Source organism: Streptomyces sp. S465 (genome assembly GCF_026898115.1).
Taxonomy (GTDB): Bacteria; Actinomycetota; Actinomycetes; order Streptomycetales; family Streptomycetaceae; genus Streptomyces; species Streptomyces luomodiensis.
Genome location: NZ_CP114036.1, coordinates 3,253,781 through 3,272,824, shown reverse-complemented (window position 1 = coordinate 3,272,824; position 19,044 = coordinate 3,253,781). Strand labels below are relative to the sequence as shown.

Genomic DNA, 19,044 nt, shown 5'->3' with positions numbered 1-19,044 from the left:
GATGGTCGAACATTCATCGCAAGAGGGGCCCGGCGCGGCTCCCGGTGAAACGCCCGCCACGGCGGACCACATGACGGCGGACCAGCTGTCGGCGGATCAGGACGCCGACCAGCGGGCCGAGGCGGACCGGCTCAGGGCCGCGGCGCAGGCCGGGAAGCCGGGCGCGTACCGGGCCTACGCCGAACTCCTCACCGACCGGGACCGCTTGGACGAGGCCCTGCCGTGGTGGGCCAGGGCCGCCGACGCCGGGGACGCGGACGCCTCCCGCACGCTGGCGATCTGTCACAAGGACCGCGGCGAGTTCGCCGAGGCCGAGCGGTGGTACCGCACGGCCGCCGATCGCGACGGCGGCTGTGCGTTCGGTCTGGCCCGGCTGCTACAGGAGGCGGGCGACACGGCCGGCGCCGAGACGTGGTACGCGCACGGGGCCGCGCTCGGCAGCGTCGAGTGCAAGACCAACGGCGCCGTGCTGCTGGCCGCCCGCGGCGAATGGGACACCGCCCTGGAGCGGCTGGCCGAGGCGTCCGCCGAGGGCGACGAGGTGGCCACCCGCACCCGCCGGGCCATCCAGGACATGCTCCGGGACCTGGCGGGCTGGCGCGAGGCCCTCGCCCGCGCGCAGGCCGAGGGCGATCCCGAGGAGGCGTACGAGGCGCTGCGCGATCTGCTCGACCCGGACCGCAAGGCGATGTTCGAGCGCTACCCCCGGATGGTCGCGGAGGCCGAGGCGCTGTACGCCGGGGCGGCCGCGGTCGGCAGCGCCAAGGCGCTGGTGGACCAGGCCCTCTTCATCGCCCGCGACGACAGCCGCTGGGACGAGGCCCGCGCCCTCGTCGTACGCGCCCATGAGCTGGGCTACGACGGCGCGGCGTACGTGCTCGGCGTCTGGGCGGAGGAGAACGGCGAGCTGCACACCGCCGAGGAGTGGTACCGCAAGGCCGACGAGGCGGACGGCGGCCACCTATGGGCCTGCTTCAACCTCGGCGTGCTGTGCCTACGGCAGCGGCGGCTGGACGAGGCCGAGCGATGGCTGCGGGCCACCGGCGTCGACGAGGAGAACGGGGACCCGTTCGACGAGAGCGAGGGACGGATCGTCAAGGCGCTGGAGGACATCGCCGCGATCCGCGCCGACCCCGAGCGGATGCCGCCCGCCGAGTGGGCGGAGCGCCTGCCCGAGCTGCGGACCCGCGCCGAGGAGGGCGGCCCGGACGCCTGGTGCGCCTACGCCGACGCGCTGATGCGGCTGTACCGGCTCCCGGAGGCCGCCGAGTGGTACCGCAAGGCGGGCACCCCGCGCGCCCTGCTCGGCCTCGGCCGGATGCTGCACGAACGGGGCGGTGCCAAGGGGCTGCGGATGGTGCCGTACTACGAGCCCGCGGCCGCCGAGGGCGACGCCGGGGCCGCGTACGACATCGGCCGCGTCCATGACGAGGCCGGGGACCGGCGCACCGCCCAGATCTGGTTCCGCCGGGCGGCCGACCTCGGGCACGGCCGCGCCGCGTGGTGGCTCGGCCGGACGTCGGAGGAGCGCGGCGGCGACCCCCAGCACGCCGAGCGCTGGTACGTCCGCGCCGCGCGCAGCGGCCTGGTCCCGCCCGCCTTCCTCGCCGGGCGCAGCATGGTCCGGCGCGGCGCCTGCGCCGAGGCGGAACCGCTGCTGCGGGCCGCGTGTGAGGGGGACCACCAGGAGGCGCCGTACTGGCTCGCGCAGGCACTGCGGGGGCTCGGGCGGACGGAGGAGGCGGAGCGCTGGCTGCGGGTCGCCGCCGCGGCGTACCCCGAGACGCTGCGGCAGTACGGCGACATGTCCCGCCTGGCCATCCCCGATCCTCGCTGATCGCTGACCGGGCCGCGCCCGGCAACGAACCCGTCAGACGGCCCCGGCCACCCGCGGCCGCGGCGCCGTGCGGGGCGCGGGGCCCCGCACGGCGCCACGCCCCGGTCAGCCCGCGTTCGCGTCCGCCGCCTGGGCCTTGAGCGCGCGTTCGATCCCGGCGCGGGACTCCGTCACCAGGCGCCGGAGCGCCGGCGAGGGCTCGGCGGCCGCGAGCCACGCGTCCGTGGCGTCCAGCGTGTCCTGCGAGACCTGGAGCCCCGGGTAGAGCCCCACCGCGATCTGCTGCGCCATCTCATGGCTGCGGCCGTTCCAGATGTCCTGCACCACCGCGAAGTACTTCTCCGTGTACGGCGCCAGCAGCTCCCGCTGATCGGTCTGGACGAAGCCGCCGATCACCGCCTCCTGCACCGCGTTGGGCAGCTTGTCGCTCTCCACGACCGACGCCCATGCCTCCGCCTTGGCCTGGGCCGTCGGCCGCGCGGCCCGCGCCGTCGCGGCGTGGCGCTCGCCCGCCGAGGTCTTGTCGCGCTCCAGCTCCGCCGCGATGGCCGCCTCGTCCGCCCGCCCCGTGGCGGCGAGCCGCTGGAGCAGCGCCCAGCGCAGCTCGGTGTCGACGGCCAGGCCCTCGATCGACTCGGTGCCCGCCAGCAGCCCGGAGACCAGGTCCAGCTGGGCGTCGGTACGGGCGGTCGCGGCGAAGGCACGCGCCCACGCCAGCTGGTGGTCGCTGCCCGGCGCCGCCGCCCGCAGGTGGTCGAGCGTGGCCTCGGTCCACCTGGCCAGGCCCGTCTCGCGCCAGGCCGGCGCGGCGTACAGGTCCAGGGCCAGCTTCACCTGGCGGTGCAGCGACTGGACGACGCCGATGTCGGACTCCTTGGCGATGCCCGAGAGCACCAGCGCCAGGTAGTCGCGGGTGGCCAGCTCGCCGTCGCGGACCATGTCCCAGGCCGAGGCCCAGCTCAGCGCGCGCGGCAGCGACTCCGCGAAGTCGCCCAGGTGCTCGGTGACGACGGCCAGCGACTCCGGGTCCAGCCGCACCTTCGCGTAGGTGAGGTCGTCGTCGTTGAGCAGGATCACGGCGGAGCGCTTCCTGCCGGTCAGCTGCGGTACCTCGGTCAGCTCACCGTCCACGTCCAGCTCGATCCGCTCGGAGCGGACCAGCTTGCCGGTCGCGTCCAGGTCGTACAGGCCGATGGCGATGCGGTGCGGCCGCAGCGTAGGCTCGCCCTTCGCGCCCGCGGGGAGCGCCGGGGCCTCCTGCCGCACCGCGAAGGAGGTCACCGCGCCGCTCGCGTCCGTCTCGATCTGGGGCCGCAGGACATTGATGCCCGCTGTTTCCAGCCACTTCTTCGACCAGGTCTTCAGATCGCGGCCGCTGGTCTCCTCCAGCGCGCCGAGCAGGTCCGACAGCCGGGTGTTGCCGTACGCGTGGCGCTTGAAGTACGTCTGGACGCCGCGGAAGAACTCGTCCATCCCGACGTACGCGACCAGCTGCTTGAGCACCGAGGCGCCCTTGGCGTAGGTGATCCCGTCGAAGTTGACCAGGACGTCGTCCAGGTCGTTGATCTCGGCCATGATCGGGTGGGTGGAGGGCAGCTGGTCCTGCCGGTAGGCCCACGTCTTCATGGAGTTGGCGAACGTGGTCCACGAGTGCGGCCACTTGCTGCCCGGCGCGTGGGCCTGGCAGGCGATCGAGGTGTAGGTGGCGAACGACTCGTTCAGCCACAGGTCGTTCCACCACTCCATGGTGACGAGGTCGCCGAACCACATGTGGGCCAGCTCGTGGAGGATGGTCTCGGCACGTGTCTCGTAGGCCGCGTCCGTGACCTTGGAGCGGAAGACGTACTGGTCGCGGATGGTCACCGCGCCCGCGTTCTCCATCGCGCCCGCGTTGAACTCCGGCACGAAGAGCTGGTCGTACTTGGCGAACGGGTACGCGTAGTCGAACTTCTCCTCGAACCACTCGAAGCCCTGCCGCGTCACCTCGAAGATCGCGTCCGAGTCGAGGTACTCCGCGAGCGAGGGACGGCAGTAGATGCCCAGCGGGACCGAGCGGCCGTCCTTCTCGTAGGAACTGTGCACGCTGTGGTAGGGGCCGACGATCAGCGCGGTGATGTACGTGGAGATGCGCGGGGTCGGCTCGAACCGCCAGACGTTGTCCTTCGGCTCCGGCGTCGGCGAGTTGGAGATCACCGTCCAGCCCTCCGGCGCCGTCACGGTGAACTGGAACGTGGCCTTCAGGTCGGGCTGCTCGAAGCTGGCGAACACCCGGCGGGCGTCGGGCACCTCGAACTGGGTGTAGAGGTACGCCTGCTGGTCGACCGGGTCGACGAAGCGGTGCAGCCCCTCACCGGTGTTGGTGTACGCGCAGTCCGCCACCACCCGCAGCTCGTTGCGCCCGGCCAGCAGCCCCGGCAGGGCGATCCGCGAGTCCTTGAAGACCTCGGCGGGGTCCAGCGCGTCGCCGTTGAGCACCACCTCGTGCACCGTGGGCGCGACCAGGTCGATGAACGACTCCGCGCCCGACTCGTCGGCGTCGAACCGGACCGTGGTCACGGAACGGTAGGTACCGCCCTCCTGAGCGCCGCTCAGGTCCAGTTCGATCTCGTACGCGTCCACCGTGAGGAGGCGCGCCCGCTGCTGGGCTTCCTCCCTTGTGAGGTTGGTGCCAGGCACGTCGGATTACTCCCGTTCGTCAGGTGCGGTACGCCATGCGTCAGGCGGATGGCCATCCTCGCATGTCGGACGGTCGGTCCCAGGGCACCGGCGGCCAGTGGACGACCGAGCCCGCCCGGACGCGGACGTGGGAGCGACCCGCACGGGCCGCTCCCACGCTCGTGTCGCGCACCGGCGTCAGCTCAGGTCGGCCGCCACCAGCTCGGCGAGCTGCACGGCGTTCAGCGCCGCGCCCTTGCGTAGATTGTCGTTGGAGAGGAACAGCGCGAGACCGTGCTCGACCGTCTCGTCCACCCGGATCCGGCCCACATAGCTGGGGTCCTGGCCCGCGGCCTGGAGCGGGGTGGGGATCTCCGAGAGTGCCACGCCCGGGGCCGCGGCCAGCAGCTCATAGGCGCGCTGCACGCTGATCGGACGCTCGAAGCGGGCGTTCACCTGGAGCGAGTGGCCGCTGAAGACCGGGACCCGGACACAGGTGCCGGACACCTTCAGCTCCGGGATCTCCAGGATCTTGCGGCTCTCGTTGCGGAGCTTCTGCTCCTCGTCGGTCTCGAACCGGCCGTCGTCGACGATCTTGCCGGCCATCGGGAGCACGTTGAACGCGATCGGGCGGGCGTACACCCCGGGCTCGGGGAACTCCACGGCCGCGCCGTCGTGGGTGAGCTCGGCCGCGCGGTCGGCGGTCTTGCGGATCTGGCCGTCGAGCTCGGCCACACCGGCCAGCCCCGAACCGGAGACGGCCTGGTAGGTGGTGGCCACCAGGGCGGTGAGCCCGGCCTCGGCGTGCAGCGGGCGCAGCACCGGCATGGCGGCCATGGTGGTGCAGTTCGGGTTGGCGATGATGCCCTTGGGGCGGTCCACCGCGGCGTGCGGGTTGACCTCGGCGACCACCAGCGGCACCTGGGGGTCCATCCGCCAGGCCGAGGAATTGTCGATCACGACCGGGCCCTGTGCGGCGACCTTCTCGGCCAGCGCCTTGGAGGTGGCGCCGCCCGCGGAGAAGAGCACGATGTCCAGACCGGAGTAGTCGGCCGTGGCCGCGTCCTCGACGGCGATCTCGGTGCCGCGCCACGGGAGCGTACGGCCGGCCGAGCGGGCGGAGGCGAACAGCCGCAGCTGCTCGGCCGGGAAGTCGCGCTCGGCGAGCACCTTGCGCATCACTCCGCCGACCTGCCCGGTCGCTCCGACGATTCCGATCCTCATATCAGCCCTTTTCCTTGGTTGTGCGTGTTCGAGGCGCCTACCCCCCGGCAAGTGTCTCAGGCCGGCCCGTTACCGTCCCGTGATTTATCCCACGGCGGGGCGGTTCCCAGCGCGGGTGAACACCGGGTGAGCGGCAGCGTTCCGGTTCACCAGGGCGCGATGACCGTTTGCTATCGCCAAGATCCACGTGTGGAGATCGGCGGCCGGCGTTGCCGTCTCGTTCACTCCCAGGCCACCCCCGATGCCAACGATCCGAGGTGAGGACGGCCCCGCTGTCCGCCTGTCCGTCACCGCGTGTCCACTCGGGGAGATCGCGCATGTCCCGCATACGGTCCGTACGGTCCGCCGCAGCTGCCGTCGCCGCCGTCGACCGGCGCACGTTCCTCGCCGCCACCGCCGCCGCCGGTGCCACGGCGGGTCTGGGGCTCGCCTTCGGGCCCGGCAGCGGTTCGGCCGGCGCCTCGCAGCCCGCCACCGCGCGCGCCGCGGCCCGCCGGGTGGTGCAGGCCCCCGCGGCGCCCTCGACGGCCGGTACCACGCTGGAAGCGTTCTCCGCCGCACACGGCACCACCGGCTACCGGCGGCTCGCCGCGGGCCCCGCCTGGGGTCGGGAGATCCGCACCGAGATCACCGGCGCACAGGGCGGCCGCGCGGACCGGCGTACCGCGCTCGCCTCGTTCGTCCAGCTCACGGATCTGCACCTGACCGATGTCCAGCACCCGATGCGCTACGAGTTCCTGCGCGCCGGGCGCGCCGGGGCGTGGCGGCCGCACGAGGCGCTGACCATCGCCGGGGTCGCCTCGCTCATCGAGCGGATCAACGGACTGCGCGGCGGGCCCGCCACCGGGGCGCCGCTGTCGTTCGTCATGACCACCGGCGACAACACCGACAACAACGCCAAGATCGAGCTGGAGTGGTTCCTGACCGCGATGAACGGCGGCCGGATCACCCCCAACACCGGCGATCCGCGTCACTACGAGGGCGTCCAGAACAGCGGGCACAAGGAGTTCTGGCACCCCGAACAGGCCCTGCGCGACGCCGACAAGAAGCTCGGCTTCCCGCGCGTCGACGGCTTCCTGGAGGCCGCGCTGCGCACCGTCCACAGCCCCGGTCTGCGGCTGCCGTGGTACTCCACCATCGGCAACCACGACGACCTGGCCGGCGGTGTCTACTCCTTCGGCCACGACTACTACGCGGACTTCGCCACCGGGAAGCGCAAGCTGGAGATCATCTCGGCGGCGGCGGCCGAGCAGCTCTACAAGGGGACGCGCAAGGGGGCCGACCCCACGGGCACGGAGATGAAGGCGCTGCTGGAGGCGCACGCCAAGGACATGCGCACGGTCACCCCCGATGAGCGCCGCGCCCCCTTCACCCAGGCCGAGTACCTGGCCGCGCACCTCGACCCGGCCGCCGCCGGCCCCGGCCCGGTCGGCCACGGCTACACCAAGGACAACCTCGACCAGGGCACCCTCTACTACACATTCCGCATCTCCGACGGCGTGGTCGGCATCAGCCTGGACACCACCGACCCGGGCGGCCACTACACCGGGTCGCTCGGCACCGCCCAGCTGCGCTGGCTGGAGCGGACCCTGAAGGCCCACGAGGACGACTACGTGATCGTCTTCAGCCACCACTACAGCCGCAGCCTGGACAACATGAACCACGACCCGGACCGGCCGGGCGAGGCCCGCCACGGCGGGGACGAGGTCGTCGCCCTCTTCCAGCGCAACCCCCAGGTGCTCGCCTGGATCAACGGCCACAGCCACCAGAACGAGATCACCCCGCACGGCACCTTCTGGGAGATCACCACCGCCTCGCACGTGGACTTCCCCCAGCTGGCCCGGGTGATCGAGGTGGTGGACAACCACGACGGCACGCTCTCGCTGTTCACCACGCTCATCGAGTCGGCCGCACCGCACCGTACGGACTTCACGGACCTGTCCCAGACCGGCCTCGCGGCCCTCTACCGCGAGCTGTCCTTCAACGCGCCCGGTGCCAGCCAGAAGCTCGCCGGTGACCCGACGGACCGCAACACCGAGCTGCTGCTGCGCAAGCCCTGATCCGCCCGCGCCGGGGCTCGGGGCGCCGGCCACGTCAGCGGGGCATCACCACCACATAGGAGGCCGGGTCGCGGTCGGCCGCCGCGATCAGGGCGGTACGGACCACCGCGGCCTGCTCGGCCAGGGACTCCCGCAGCCTCTTCGGGGTGACCCGCACCACCGTGATGCCGAGCCTCTCCAGATGGTCGCGCGTGCGGCCGCGGTCGCCGCGCCAGGCGTGCTCGTCCTGGCGCGGCGACCGTGCGTCGATCTCCACCGCCACCGCCTGCTCCTGCCAGTAGGCGTCCACCCCGCCGAGGGAGGGCCCGCCGGGCAGCCGCAGCTCCACGTTCCACAACGGTTCGGGCAGATGGTGGCCGCGCACCATGTCGTACAGCCGTCCCTCGGCGATCGCCCGGCCCTCGGCGAGCAGCGCGTCCACGGCGTCCACGACATGCGGCCGGGACAGCAGCCGGGCCGCGCTCAGCTCCGCGACGACGGCCGCGGCCTCGCAGTGGCCGTGGCGCACGGACTCGGTGAGCAGTCCGCGGACCAGGGTGGGATCGGTGAGCCGGGCCACCGCGTCGGCGAGGGCGCGGGCCACCGGGGCGGTGGGCACCCCCGCGAGGTACTGGGGGCCGGGCAGGGTGCCGGCCCGGACGAAGCGGACGAAACCGGTGGCGCGCAGCCGCCGGGTGCGCGGCACCAGGACGTCGACCTGGTCCAGGGAGGCCAGCGGGGGAACGGAGGAGAAGTGGTGCAGGGCGAGCGCGGCCAGCCCGGTGATCATCGCCTCGCCGGAGGGGCCGCCGCCGGGCGCCCCGCCGTCGGCCCCCTGGCCACGGCTCGCGGTGTACAGCAGCGCGGCCAGCAGCCGCTCCTCGCTGGTCGGCGGGCCGGGGTGGAGCAGATGGACGCCCGGCAGGATCTGCTGCCAGGGCCCGCCGGGCCGGCAGCGCTCCGCGGCGACGGACCCGGACACACCGTGTTCGCGCAGCTGACGCGTGGTCAGGACGCGGCGCTGGACGTCCGAGAGGTGGTGGAGAGGGCGGGGGGACAGCGGCGTGTTGTGACTCATGCCACCGCCATTCCCGTGCCCGCTCCACCGGCTAACCGCTGTTACACAGTCGTCGACAAAAGCGGACAACACCGCACTAAAGGACGGCAGTTCGAATGCCGAAAAGGCACCCCGCGCGCCGAGCCGCCACAGGCTCGGCGCGCGGCTGACGGAGCCGTCAGCGGGCCGCCCGCGCGTCGCACTCCTGGCCGCGCAGGGCGCGGGCGAGGTCGTCGCGTGCCTCCAGGACCAGCCGGCGCAGCGCGGGCGCCGCGTCCGGATGGCCGCTCAGCCAGGCATCGGCGGCCCCCAGGGTGTCGGCGTCGCCCAGGGCGGCAGGGAACAGCCCGCGCACGATCGCCATTCCGATCTCGATCGACCGCTCCTGCCAGATCCGCTCGATCATCTCGAAGTAGCGCGGTGCGTACGGCGCCAGCAGCTCCCGCTGGCCCGGCTGGTCGAAACCGGAGATGGTGGCCTCCACCAGGGCGTTGGAGAGCCGGTCGGACTCCACCACCGCCTCCCACGCCTCGGCCTTGACCGCGGCGGAGGGCCGGGCGGCCAGACACCGCACCTGGTGGCGCTTGCCGGACGCGGTGTCGTCGCGGGCCAGCTCGGCGGCGATCAGCGCCTCGTCGGCCTGGCCGCTCGCGGCCAGCGCGGCCAGGAACGTCCAGCGCAGCTCCTGGTCCACATCCAGGCCGTCGATCCGCGCGGTGCCGTCCAGCAGCCCGCGCAGCAGCCGCACCTCGGAGTCGGCGGCGGCGACCTGGGCGAAGAACCGCGCCCAGGCCAGCTGATGGCCGCTGCCCGGCTCGGCCAGCCGCAGCTCGCGCAGCGCGCCCTCGGCCAGCCGGGCGCCGGCCTCCTCCCGGGCGTCCGGCGCCGAGTAGTAGTGCAGGGCGGACAGCGCCCACGCCTGGACCATCTGGAGCACCCCGATGTCGCTCTCCGCCCCGGCGAACCGCCGCACCAGCTCCAGGTAGTCCCGGGCGGGCAGCAGCGCGTCGCGGGTGAGGTTCCACAGCGCGGACCAGCTCAGCGCGCGGGCGAGGGGATCGGTCAGCTCGCCCAGGTGCTCGCGCAGGGTGTCCAGCGAATCCACGTCGAAGCGGACCTTGCAGTAGGTGAGGTCCTCGTCGTTGACCAGGATCAGATCGGGCCGGGCGGCCCCGGTCAGCTCGGTGACGACCGTACGGGGGCCGTCGACGTCCACCTCGGCGCGGGCGTAGCGCACCAGCGCCCCGGCGCGCTCACCGGACGGGGCGTCCTTGCGGTACAGCCCCACGGCCACCCGGTGCGGCCGCAGCGTCCCGCGCGGCGGAGCCGCACCATCGGAACCAGCGCTGCCCGCGGCCTCCTGGACCACCGCCAGCTCGGTGATGTGCCCCTCGGCGTCATAGGTGGCCTGCGGGGTGAGCACGTTGACCCCCGCGGTCTCCAGCCAGGCGCGCGACCAGGCGGCCATGTCCCGCCCCGAGGTCTCGGCGAGCACCGACAGCAGATCCGACAGCCGGGTGTTGCCGTACGCGTGCCGCTTGAAGTAGCGCCGCGCACCCTCCAGGAAGGCGTCCTGCCCGACGTACGCCACCAGCTGCTTGAGCACGGACGCGCCCTTGGCGTAGGTGATCCCGTCGAAGTTGAGCTTGGCGTCCTCCAGGTCCCCGATGTCGGCCGTGACCGGGTGGGTGGACGGCAGCTGGTCGGCGCGGTAGGCCCATGCCTTGCGGCGGTTGGCGAAGGTGATCCAGCCGTCGGTGAAGCGGGTCGCCCCGACCAGCGCGAAGGCCCCCATGAAGTCGGCGAACGACTCCTTGAGCCACAGGTCGTCCCACCACTCCATGGTCACCAGGTCGCCGAACCACATATGCGCCATCTCGTGCAGGATGACGTTGGCCCGGTGCTCGTAGGACGCCTGGGTGACCTTGCCGCGGAAGACGAACTCCTCCCGGAAGGTCACACACCCCGGGTTCTCCATCGCGCCGATGTTGTACTCCGGCACGAACGCCTGGTCGTACTTGCCGAACGGGTACGGATAGTCGAAGTGGTCGTGGAAGAAGTCCAGGCCCTGCTTGGTGACGGTGAAGATGTCGGCCGCGTCGAAGTGCTTGGCCAGCCCCTTGCGGCACAGGGCCCCCAGCGGGATCTCCAGCTCCGAGCCGTCCGGCAGCGTGCGGCGGTAGAGGTCGCTCTCGTAGTGGTACGGACCGGCGACCACGGCGGTGATGTACGTCGAGATGGGCCGGGTCGGGGTGAAGTGGGTGGTCGCCGAGGCGTCGCCCGCCCCGGACGGCTCGACCCGGCCGGCCGTTCCGTTACCGAGCACCGTCCAGCCCTCGGGGGCGGTCACCGAGAAGGTGAACGGGGCCTTGAGGTCCGGCTGTTCGAAGTTGGCGAAGACCCGGCGGGCGTCGGCCGGCTCGTACTGGGTGTAGAGGTAGACCTCGCCGTCCTCCGGGTCCACGAAGCGGTGCAGCCCCTCGCCGGTCCGGCTGTAGGCGCACCGCGCGTCCACCACCAGCTCGTTGTCGGCGGCGAGCCCCTCCAGGGCGATCCGGGAGCCGTCGAAGACGGCCGCCGGGTCCAGCTCCCGCCCGTTCAGCCGCACCGAGGTCACCGAGGGCGCCACCAGATCGGCGAAGGTCGCCGCGCCCGGCTCCGCGCAGCGGAAGCGGATCGTCGTCGTGGAGCGGAAGGTGCGCGGCCCGGACCCGGTGTGCTCCCCGACCGCGGACCGCAGGTCGAGCGCCACCTCGTACGCCTCGACGGACAGCAGCTTCGCCCGCGCACGGGCCTCGTCACGGGTCAGGTTCTCACCGGGCACGAAGCGGCTCCCTCGGCAAAGTCTCGTCTCGGATATCGGACAGCGGGAATCATGTCACGGCGCACTGACAGGTGCACCGGGGAATGAGCTCCCGCCCCGCCCGCGTTGGCTGAGGTGGTCAGCCTTTTATTTCACATGCGATACCTACGCGCCCGTTCGAGGAGAAATCGTGACCGAGACCGCCAAGACTCCTGCTGATTTCTGGTTCGATCCGCTGTGTCCCTGGGCCTGGATGACCTCGCGCTGGATGCTCGAGGTGGAGAAGGTGCGCCCGGTCGAGGTGCGGTGGCACGTCATGAGCCTCGCCGTGCTGAACGAGCCCAAGCTCGATGAGCTGCCCGAGGAGTACCGCGAGCTGCTGAAGACCGCCTGGGGCCCGGTCCGGGTCTGCATCGCCGCCGAGCAGAAGCACGGCAGCGAGGTCCTCGGCCGCCTCTACACCGCCCTCGGCACCCGCTTCCACAACCAGGGCCTGGAGAAGAACCGCGAGACCATCGTGGCCGCCCTTGAGGAGGCCGGCCTCCCCGCCGAGCTCGCGGACTACGCCGACTCCGACGCCTACGACACCGAGCTGCGCGCCTCCCACAAGGAGGGCATCGACCTGGTCGGCCAGGACGTGGGCACCCCCGTCATCGCCGTCCCCGGTGCGGACGGCGAGCAGATCGCCTTCTTCGGCCCGGTGGTCACCCCGGCCCCCAAGGGCGAGGAGGCCGCCAGGCTGTGGGACGGCACGCTGATGGTCGCCTCGATCCCCGGTTTCTACGAGATCAAGCGGACCCGGACGGTCGGCCCGATCTTCGACTGAGGTTTCGACCGGCGGCAAGGACCACCACCGCCCACGACGGGACCCCCGCGCGAGTCGACCGCGCGGGGGTCCCTTTTTCCGCCTGCCCGGTGTCCGGTGAGAAGACGATCACGCGAGCAGGGGTCTGGCGGGCGCTCCCGGTTACGGAGCCAGCAGCAGGTTGTGGGCGCGCTCCTTGGCGGCCGTGTAACGGCGCGCCACGTCCTGCCAGTTGACCACCTTCCACATGGCCTCGATGAAGTCCACCTTCTGGTTCTTGTACTGCAGATAGAAGGCGTGCTCCCAGGCGTCGAAGACCAGGATCGGCACCGAGCCCTGCCCGACGTTCCCCTGGTGGTCGTAGACCTGCTCGACCACCAGCCGCCCGCTGACCGGCTCGTACGCCAGGACGCCCCAGCCCGAGCCCTGGGTGGTGGCCGCCGCCTTGGACAGCTGGGCCTTGAACCCCGCGAAGGAGCCGAAGTGCTCGGCGATGGCGTCGGCCAGCTCGCCGACCCCGTCCTTCTCCAGCGGCTCGCCGCCGCCGTCACCGGTCATGTTGTGCCAGTAGATGCTGTGCAGGATGTGGCCGGACAGATGGAAGGCCAGGTTCTTCTCGAGGCCGTTGATCGAGGCCCACTGATCCTTGTCCCGCGCCTCCGCGAGCTGCTCCATCGTGTCGTTCGCGCCCTTGACGTACGCGGCGTGGTGCTTGTCGTGGTGCAGCTCGATGATCTCGGGGCTGATGACCGGGGCCAGCGCCGAGTAGTCGTACGGAAGTTCAGGAAGTGTGTAGATGGCCATGCGAAGCCCTTCGGACCGCTTATTGCAATTAACTTGCAAGTACACGCTAGCAGCAAGAGCGTTTCCCGCCAGTCGGAACCGCGGAACCGGGCACAACGACGGAGGCGGGGCGGGTCCTCCGGTCGAGGACCCGCCCCGCCTCCCTGCGCGGGGTGGTGAGGGCTCAGCTACGGGCCGCCGTCATCCGCTGCCGTACGGCTCCGACGACCGCGAGCACGATGGCCATCCCGACCGTGGCGTACAGCTGGCTACGGGTGTCGCTCTCGCGCAGCATCAGCAGCAGCACCCCGACCGTGGCGGCCAGCGCCACCCAGGTCAGATACGGGAAGAGCCACATCTTCACCACGAGCTTCTCCGGGTTCTCGCGCTGGAGCCGGCTGCGCATCCGCAGCTGGGCGACGGCGATGAAGCCCCAGACCACCAGCACCGCGGCGCCGACCATGTTGAGCAGCCACTTGAAGATGGTGTCCGGCCACCAGTAGCTGAGCAGCACCGCGACGAAGCCGAAGAAGGAGGAGGCGAGCACGGTCAGACGGGGCACACCGCCGCTGACCCGGCCCAGGAAGGCGGGGCCCTCGCCGCGGGTGACCAGGGAGTAGGACATGCGGGAGGCGCCGTAGATGTTGGCGTTCATCGCGGAGAGCAGCGCGATCAGCACGATCACGTTCATGATGTCGCCGGCCGCCGGGATGTCGAGGTGGTTGAGCACGGCCACGTACGGGCCCTTCTCGACCACCGACGCGTCGTTCCACGGGATGAGCGTGACCACGACCAGCATGGAGCCGACGTAGAAGAGGGCGATGCGCCACATCGCGGTGCGCACGGCGCCCGCGACGCTCTTGACCGGGTTCTCGGACTCGGCCGCCGCGATCGTCACCGTCTCCAGTCCGCCGTACGCGAAGACGGACGCCAGCAGGCCGACGACCATGCCGTTCACGCCGTTGGGCAGGAAGCCGCCGTCACCGGTGAGATGGGAGCTGCCCGGGGCGCCGGTGCCCGGCAGGACGCCCAGGATCGCGAGCACGCCCAAGGCCAGGAAGATCGTGATCGCGGCGATCTTCAGCGCGGCGAACCAGAACTCGAACTCGCCGAAGTTGCTGACCGCCGCGAGGTTCGTCCCGCAGAACATCGCCATGAACAGCGCGACCCACATCCAGGAGTCCGTGCCCGGGAACCACTGGACCATGATCCCGGCCGCGCCGATCGCCTCCGCGGCGATACCCACGCACAGCAGGATCCAGAACATCCAGCCCACCGTGAACCCGGCCCACGGCCCGATCGCCCGCTCGGCGTGCACGGAGAACGAGCCGGAGGCCGGGTTGGCCGCCGACATCTCGCCGAGCATCCGCATCACGAGCATCACCAGCAGCCCGGACAGCGCATAGGCGACCACGATCGACGGACCGGCGGCGGCGATCCCGGCACCGGAGCCCACGAACAGCCCCGCGCCGATCACACCCCCGAGGGCGATCATCGACAGATGGCGCTGCTTGAGGCCGTGGGAGAGCGGGGGCGAGGCGGTCGCGCCCGCACCGGCCGCCTCGGCGGCGCCGGATGGCGCGGAGGACGCGGATGTCCGGTTCATTCTTCTTCTTCGTCCCTTGAGAGGAGGGCGGCCCCCCACAGGACAGGAGGGCGGGCGGATGCAAAACGAGCCCAGTGTGAAGGGCTTTGTTCGGTCAGGACAATATTGCGGTCATACTTTTCTGGATATCGGACATTGCTGTCACGCTCCGTAGCGTGGATCTCTGCCCGAAGCCGCCAAGCCGATGAGTCCGGCTTTGTGGTCATCCGACGGTGTCCGAGAGCCCGGCGCTGGGTTACCGTCCCGGTATCCACCCTGACGACCTGGGAGCATCGCTGATGAGCACTGTTTCTGCCGCCGCCATACCCGGTACGGTCCTCGCGGACGCGGTCTTCCCCGCCCGCCGCGCCCTGGCCCGTGACACCGCCCTGGTCCTCGGGGGCGCCGCACTCACCGGCCTCGCCGCCCAGATCGCGGTGCCCGTCCCCGGCTCCCCGGTGCCGGTGACCGGCCAGACCTTCGCCGCCCTGCTGGTCGGCACCTCGCTGGGCGCCCGGCGCGGCTTCCTGTCGCTGGCGCTCTACACCCTCGTCGGCATGGTGGGCCTGCCGTGGTTCGCCGAGGCCGGCTCCGGCGTCGCCGCGCCGTCCTTCGGCTACGTGCTGGGCATGCTGCTGGCCGCGACCGTGGTGGGCGCGCTGGCCCGGCGCGGCGGCGACCGCGGGGCGCTGCGCACCGCGGGCACCATGGCGGTCGGCTCGGCGATCATCTACGCCGTGGGCGTCCCGTACCTCGCGCTGGCCACCCACATCTCCCTCGGCCAGGCGGTCGCGGCCGGACTCACCCCGTTCCTGATCGGGGACGTGCTGAAGGCCGCGCTGGCGATGGGCGCCCTGCCCACCGCCTGGAAGCTGGTGGGCCGCCGCGGCTGAACCCCCTCGCACCCCGGGGCGCACGGAGGCTGAGCCCCCGTGCGCCCCGGGCGTACCAGGACTGGGCCCCGTACCGAGCCGGGCTTCCTTCCGGCGGTGATCGACCTGGTGGTCCCGGTACCGGACGCGGCGTCCATCGCGGCCCTGCGCCGGCTCACCAGCGCCGCCGGACCGGCCACCGGACCGGCCACCGGCACCGCCCTGTGGGGCACCCCGCGTCTGAGCCCGGACACGGCCGTACCCCTGAGTGGCGGTGCGTCGACCGCCGCTCAGGGGCACGGGAGACCGCTCGGCGAGGCGTCCTTACGGCTCTTACGGCCTCTTGCGGACCCTCTTACGGGTCCTACGGGGCCGCCGGCTCCTTGGGGGTGGGGTCCGTGGGGCCGGACGGGCCGGAGGGCGCCGCCGGGGCGGGGCCGCGGCCGGCGGTGACGCGCTCCCGGACCAGGGCGAAGGCCACCACGAGCACGGCCACCAGCGCGGAGAGGATCACCTGCTCGCGTCCGTCGTCGTCGGTGAGCATGTAGACCAGGACGAACGAGATCATCGCGATCGTCGCCCAGGTCAGATACGGGAACAGCCACATCCGGACGACCAGCTTCTCGGGGTTCTCACGCAGGATCATCCCGCGCATCCGCAGCTGGCTGAAACAGATCACGAGCCAGACGAAGAGCGCGACCGCGCCCGAGGAGTTCAGCAGGAAGGTGAAGACCGTGTCCGGCCACTGGTAGTTGAACCAGACCGCGAGGAAGCCGAAGACCACCGAGCCGAGGATCGCGGCCTGCGGGACGCCACGGGCGTTGGTGCGGGCGAAGGAGGCCGGGGCGTCGCCGCGGCGGCCGAGCGAGAAGGCCATGCGCGAGGCGGTGTAGAGGCCGGAGTTCAGACACGAGAGCACGGCGGTCAGCACGATGACGTTCATGATGTCGCCGGCGTGCGGGATGCCGATCGAGTCGAGCGCCGCGACATAACTGCCCTTGTCGGCGATCGATTTGGCGTCCCAGGGCAGCAGCGTGATCACGACGAAGATCGAGCCCAGGTAGAAGACCGCGATCCGCCAGATCACGCTGTTGGTGGCCTTGGTCACCGCACGCTGCGGGTTCGCGGACTCACCGGCCGCGAGGGTGACGATTTCGCTGCCCATGAACGAGAACACCACCAGCAGCACACCGGTGAGGATGGCGCCCGGCCCGTTCGGCAGGAAGCCGCCGTGGTCGCTGAGGTGGGCCAGGCCCGCGCCCTCGTTGTCCGAATGCGGCAGCAGCCCGAAGACGGCGAGCCCGCCGATCACGATGAACGCGGCGATCGCCACGACCTTGATCCCGGCGAACCAGAACTCGAACTCACCGTAGGAGCCGACCGAGACCAGGTTGGTCGCGGTGAGGATCACCATCACGATCAGCGCCCAGCCCCACTGCGGCACCTGCGGCCACCAGCCCTCCAGGATCTTGGCGCCGGCGGTGGCCTCGACCGCCAGCACCACGACCCAGAAGAACCAGTACAGCCAGCCGATGGAGAAACCGGCCCAGCGGCCGAGCGCGCGGTCGGCGTGGGCGGAGAAGGAGCCGGAGGTGGGATGGGCGGCGGACATCTCGCCCAGCATCCGCATGACGAAGACGACCATGAGGCCGACCAGCGCGTACGAGACGAGAATGCCGGGGCCGGCCTTCGCTATGCCCGCGCTGGAGCCGACGAACAGCCCGGCGCCGATCACTCCGCCGATCGCGATCATCGAGAGATGACGGTTCTTGAGACCCGCCTGGAGGCCGTCGTCGGTCGAGCCAGGGGCGCCGGGTGGCTGCTGCCGCTCCGGCGTAGTCGCAGGTTGTGCGCTCATGTGCTCGATTCCTTTGCTCTCGGGTTACGAGCGACGCCAGTGAATCTCAGGGGGCCTGCTAGATGAACCTTTGAATCCGGATTGTTACTTGAGGTTTTCATGAGGTTCCTTGGCGTTACAGATTTTTATGCGACGCCTACCCGGGACGGCGGGGGGCACACGACCATGACACACTCGGGACATGCGCGTGTACCTCGGCTCCGACCATGCCGGTTTCGAACTCAAGAACCACCTCGTGGAGTGGCTCAAGGCGGCCGGGCATGAGCCCGTCGACTGCGGCCCGCACATCTACGACGCCCAGGACGACTACCCGCCGTTCTGCCTGCGTGCCGCGGAGCGGACCGCGGCCGACCCGGAGAGCCTGGGCATCGTCATCGGCGGCTCCGGCAATGGTGAGCAGATCGCGGCGAACAAGGTCAAGGGGGTGCGCGCGGCGCTGGCCTGGAGCGAGCAGACCGCGGCCCTCGGCCGTGAGCACAACAACGCCAATGTGGTCAGCGTCGGCGCCCGGATGCACACCCAGGAGGAGGCGACCAAGTTCGTCGAGATCTTCCTGAACACCCCGTACTCGGGCGAGGAGCGGCACACCCGCCGCATCGAGATGCTCGCCGCCTACGAGACCACCGGCGAGCTGCCGTCCATCCCGGCCCACCACCCGCACGGCGACTGATGCCCGAAGGGCACACCATCCACCGGCTGGCCGCCGACCACGTCGAGACCTTCGGCGGCCGGCCCGTCCGGGCCACCAGCCCGCAGGGGAAGTTCGCCGACGGTGCCGGGCTGATCGACGGCCGGCCCCTGCACCACGCGGAGGCGCACGGCAAGCACCTCTTCCTGGACTTCGCCGTCACCGGCTGGGTCCATGTCCACCTCGGGCTCTTCGGCACGTACACCTTCGGTCCGGCCCCCGCCCCGCCGGCCACCGACACCGTCCGGCTGCGGCTGGCCAACCCCGAGGGCTACGCGGATCTGCGCGGCCCGACCGCCTGTGCGCTCATCACCGACGAGGAGAAGCAGGCGATCCACGACCGGCTGGGCCCCGATCCGCTGCGTCCGGCGGACGACGGCGAGCGGGCCTGGACCCGGATCTCCCGCAGCCGCGTCAGCGTGGCCGCGCTGCTCATGGACCAGAAGGTGATCGCCGGTGTCGGGAACGTCTACCGCGCCGAGGTGCTCTTCCGGCACGGTATCGACCCGTACCGGCCCGGCCGTGCGCTGACCCGTGCCGAATGGGACGCGATCTGGGCCGATCTGGTGGCGCTGATGCGCGAGGGGGTGCGGAACAACCGGATCGACACCGTCCGCCCCGAGCACACCCCCGAGGCGATGGGCCGCCCACCGCGTGTGGACGACCACGGCGGTGAGGTCTACGTCTACCGGCGTGCCGGACAGCCGTGTCATGTCTGCGGTGGCGAGATCCGCACCGCCGACCTCGCCGCGCGCAACCTCTTCTGGTGCCCCGCTTGCCAGCGCCCTTAAGGCGGCCGGCGTCCTTGGGGCGGCCGACGTCCTTGAGGCGGTCACCG

The 19,044-nt window shown here is 71.5% G+C and carries 13 protein-coding genes; 6 read left to right on the top strand and 7 right to left on the bottom strand.

The genetic code is table 11. The features are described from left to right. Nucleotide 1: 1 nt before the first annotated feature. Nucleotides 2–1,837, top strand: coding sequence for a tetratricopeptide repeat protein (locus N6H00_RS14255; protein WP_268972043.1), 1,836 nt, complete (start codon nucleotides 2–4; stop codon nucleotides 1,835–1,837). 105 nt (nucleotides 1,838–1,942) lie between these two features. Here N6H00_RS14255 and pepN (N6H00_RS14250) read toward each other — a convergent pair whose 3' ends face one another. Together pepN (N6H00_RS14250) and N6H00_RS14245 are read right to left on the bottom strand one after the other, a co-directional pair. Continuing rightward, the gene (gene pepN, locus N6H00_RS14250; RefSeq protein ID WP_268972042.1) at nucleotides 1,943–4,513 is read right to left on the bottom strand and encodes an aminopeptidase N; all 2,571 of its coding nucleotides are present in this window, start codon (nucleotides 4,511–4,513) and stop codon (nucleotides 1,943–1,945) included. A 177-nt stretch (nucleotides 4,514–4,690) separates the two neighbouring features. Then, nucleotides 4,691–5,716, bottom strand: a complete 1,026-nt coding sequence (locus N6H00_RS14245) for an aspartate-semialdehyde dehydrogenase (RefSeq protein ID WP_268972041.1) — start codon at nucleotides 5,714–5,716, stop codon at nucleotides 4,691–4,693. Between the two features lie 317 nt (nucleotides 5,717–6,033). Here N6H00_RS14245 and N6H00_RS14240 point away from each other — a divergent pair, with 317 nt between their 5' ends. Next, entirely contained in the window at nucleotides 6,034–7,776 is a 1,743-nt protein-coding gene (locus N6H00_RS14240) for a TIGR03767 family metallophosphoesterase (RefSeq protein ID WP_268972039.1), read from the top strand. A gap of 34 nt (nucleotides 7,777–7,810) precedes the next feature. On the opposite strand, the gene N6H00_RS14235 is transcribed toward N6H00_RS14240, so the two are convergent. Next, nucleotides 7,811–8,833 carry a hypothetical protein gene (locus N6H00_RS14235; RefSeq protein ID WP_268972037.1) on the bottom strand — a complete coding sequence of 341 codons (1,023 nt, stop codon included), beginning with the start codon at nucleotides 8,831–8,833 and terminating at the stop codon, nucleotides 7,811–7,813. 157 nt (nucleotides 8,834–8,990) lie between these two features. Beyond that, on the bottom strand, nucleotides 8,991–11,636 hold the full coding sequence (gene pepN, locus N6H00_RS14230) for an aminopeptidase N (RefSeq protein WP_268972036.1): 2,646 nt from the start codon (nucleotides 11,634–11,636) through the stop codon (nucleotides 8,991–8,993). A gap of 169 nt (nucleotides 11,637–11,805) precedes the next feature. Here pepN (N6H00_RS14230) and N6H00_RS14225 point away from each other — a divergent pair, with 169 nt between their 5' ends. Further along, entirely contained in the window at nucleotides 11,806–12,441 is a 636-nt protein-coding gene (locus N6H00_RS14225; RefSeq protein WP_268972035.1) for a mycothiol-dependent nitroreductase Rv2466c family protein, read from the top strand. A gap of 141 nt (nucleotides 12,442–12,582) precedes the next feature. Here the strand turns inward: N6H00_RS14225 and N6H00_RS14220 are convergent, their stop codons facing one another. Both N6H00_RS14220 and N6H00_RS14215 read right to left on the bottom strand, forming a co-directional pair. Further along, the gene (locus tag N6H00_RS14220) at nucleotides 12,583–13,224 is read right to left on the bottom strand and encodes a superoxide dismutase (RefSeq protein WP_268972034.1); all 642 of its coding nucleotides are present in this window, start codon (nucleotides 13,222–13,224) and stop codon (nucleotides 12,583–12,585) included. Nucleotides 13,225–13,387: 163 nt separating this feature from the next. After that, nucleotides 13,388–14,809: an amino acid permease gene (locus N6H00_RS14215; RefSeq protein WP_268972033.1), complete on the bottom strand. Its 1,422-nt coding sequence runs from the start codon at nucleotides 14,807–14,809 to the stop codon at nucleotides 13,388–13,390. 278 nt (nucleotides 14,810–15,087) lie between these two features. Here N6H00_RS14215 and N6H00_RS14210 point away from each other — a divergent pair, with 278 nt between their 5' ends. Beyond that, nucleotides 15,088–15,681, top strand: a complete 594-nt coding sequence (locus N6H00_RS14210; protein ID WP_268972032.1) for a biotin transporter BioY — start codon at nucleotides 15,088–15,090, stop codon at nucleotides 15,679–15,681. A 343-nt stretch (nucleotides 15,682–16,024) separates the two neighbouring features. Here the strand turns inward: N6H00_RS14210 and N6H00_RS14205 are convergent, their stop codons facing one another. Further along, on the bottom strand, nucleotides 16,025–17,518 hold the full coding sequence (locus tag N6H00_RS14205; RefSeq protein ID WP_268972031.1) for an amino acid permease: 1,494 nt from the start codon (nucleotides 17,516–17,518) through the stop codon (nucleotides 16,025–16,027). Between the two features lie 181 nt (nucleotides 17,519–17,699). Here N6H00_RS14205 and N6H00_RS14200 point away from each other — a divergent pair, with 181 nt between their 5' ends. Continuing rightward, nucleotides 17,700–18,188, top strand: coding sequence for a ribose-5-phosphate isomerase (locus N6H00_RS14200; RefSeq protein WP_268972030.1), 489 nt, complete (start codon nucleotides 17,700–17,702; stop codon nucleotides 18,186–18,188). Beyond that, nucleotides 18,188–18,997, top strand: coding sequence for an Fpg/Nei family DNA glycosylase (locus N6H00_RS14195; RefSeq protein ID WP_268972029.1), 810 nt, complete (start codon nucleotides 18,188–18,190; stop codon nucleotides 18,995–18,997). Before N6H00_RS14200 ends, N6H00_RS14195 begins: the two co-directional genes overlap by 1 nt. The last annotated feature ends 47 nt before the right edge of the window (nucleotides 18,998–19,044 follow it).

What these genes read in the sequence shown, in the direction of transcription:
- N6H00_RS14255 (WP_268972043.1), top strand. Translation starts at nt 2, where the DNA reads ATGGTCGAACATTCATCGCAAGAGGGGCCCGGCGCGGCTCCCGGTGAA.
- N6H00_RS14245 (WP_268972041.1), bottom strand. Translation starts at nt 5,716, where the DNA reads ATGAGGATCGGAATCGTCGGAGCGACCGGGCAGGTCGGCGGAGTGATG.
- N6H00_RS14240 (WP_268972039.1), top strand. Translation starts at nt 6,034, where the DNA reads ATGTCCCGCATACGGTCCGTACGGTCCGCCGCAGCTGCCGTCGCCGCC.
- N6H00_RS14235 (WP_268972037.1), bottom strand. Translation starts at nt 8,833, where the DNA reads ATGAGTCACAACACGCCGCTGTCCCCCCGCCCTCTCCACCACCTCTCG.
- N6H00_RS14220 (WP_268972034.1), bottom strand. Translation starts at nt 13,224, where the DNA reads ATGGCCATCTACACACTTCCTGAACTTCCGTACGACTACTCGGCGCTG.
- N6H00_RS14215 (WP_268972033.1), bottom strand. Translation starts at nt 14,809, where the DNA reads ATGAACCGGACATCCGCGTCCTCCGCGCCATCCGGCGCCGCCGAGGCG.
- N6H00_RS14210 (WP_268972032.1), top strand. Translation starts at nt 15,088, where the DNA reads ATGAGCACTGTTTCTGCCGCCGCCATACCCGGTACGGTCCTCGCGGAC.
- N6H00_RS14205 (WP_268972031.1), bottom strand. Translation starts at nt 17,518, where the DNA reads ATGAGCGCACAACCTGCGACTACGCCGGAGCGGCAGCAGCCACCCGGC.
- N6H00_RS14200 (WP_268972030.1), top strand. Translation starts at nt 17,700, where the DNA reads ATGCGCGTGTACCTCGGCTCCGACCATGCCGGTTTCGAACTCAAGAAC.
- N6H00_RS14195 (WP_268972029.1), top strand. Translation starts at nt 18,188, where the DNA reads ATGCCCGAAGGGCACACCATCCACCGGCTGGCCGCCGACCACGTCGAG.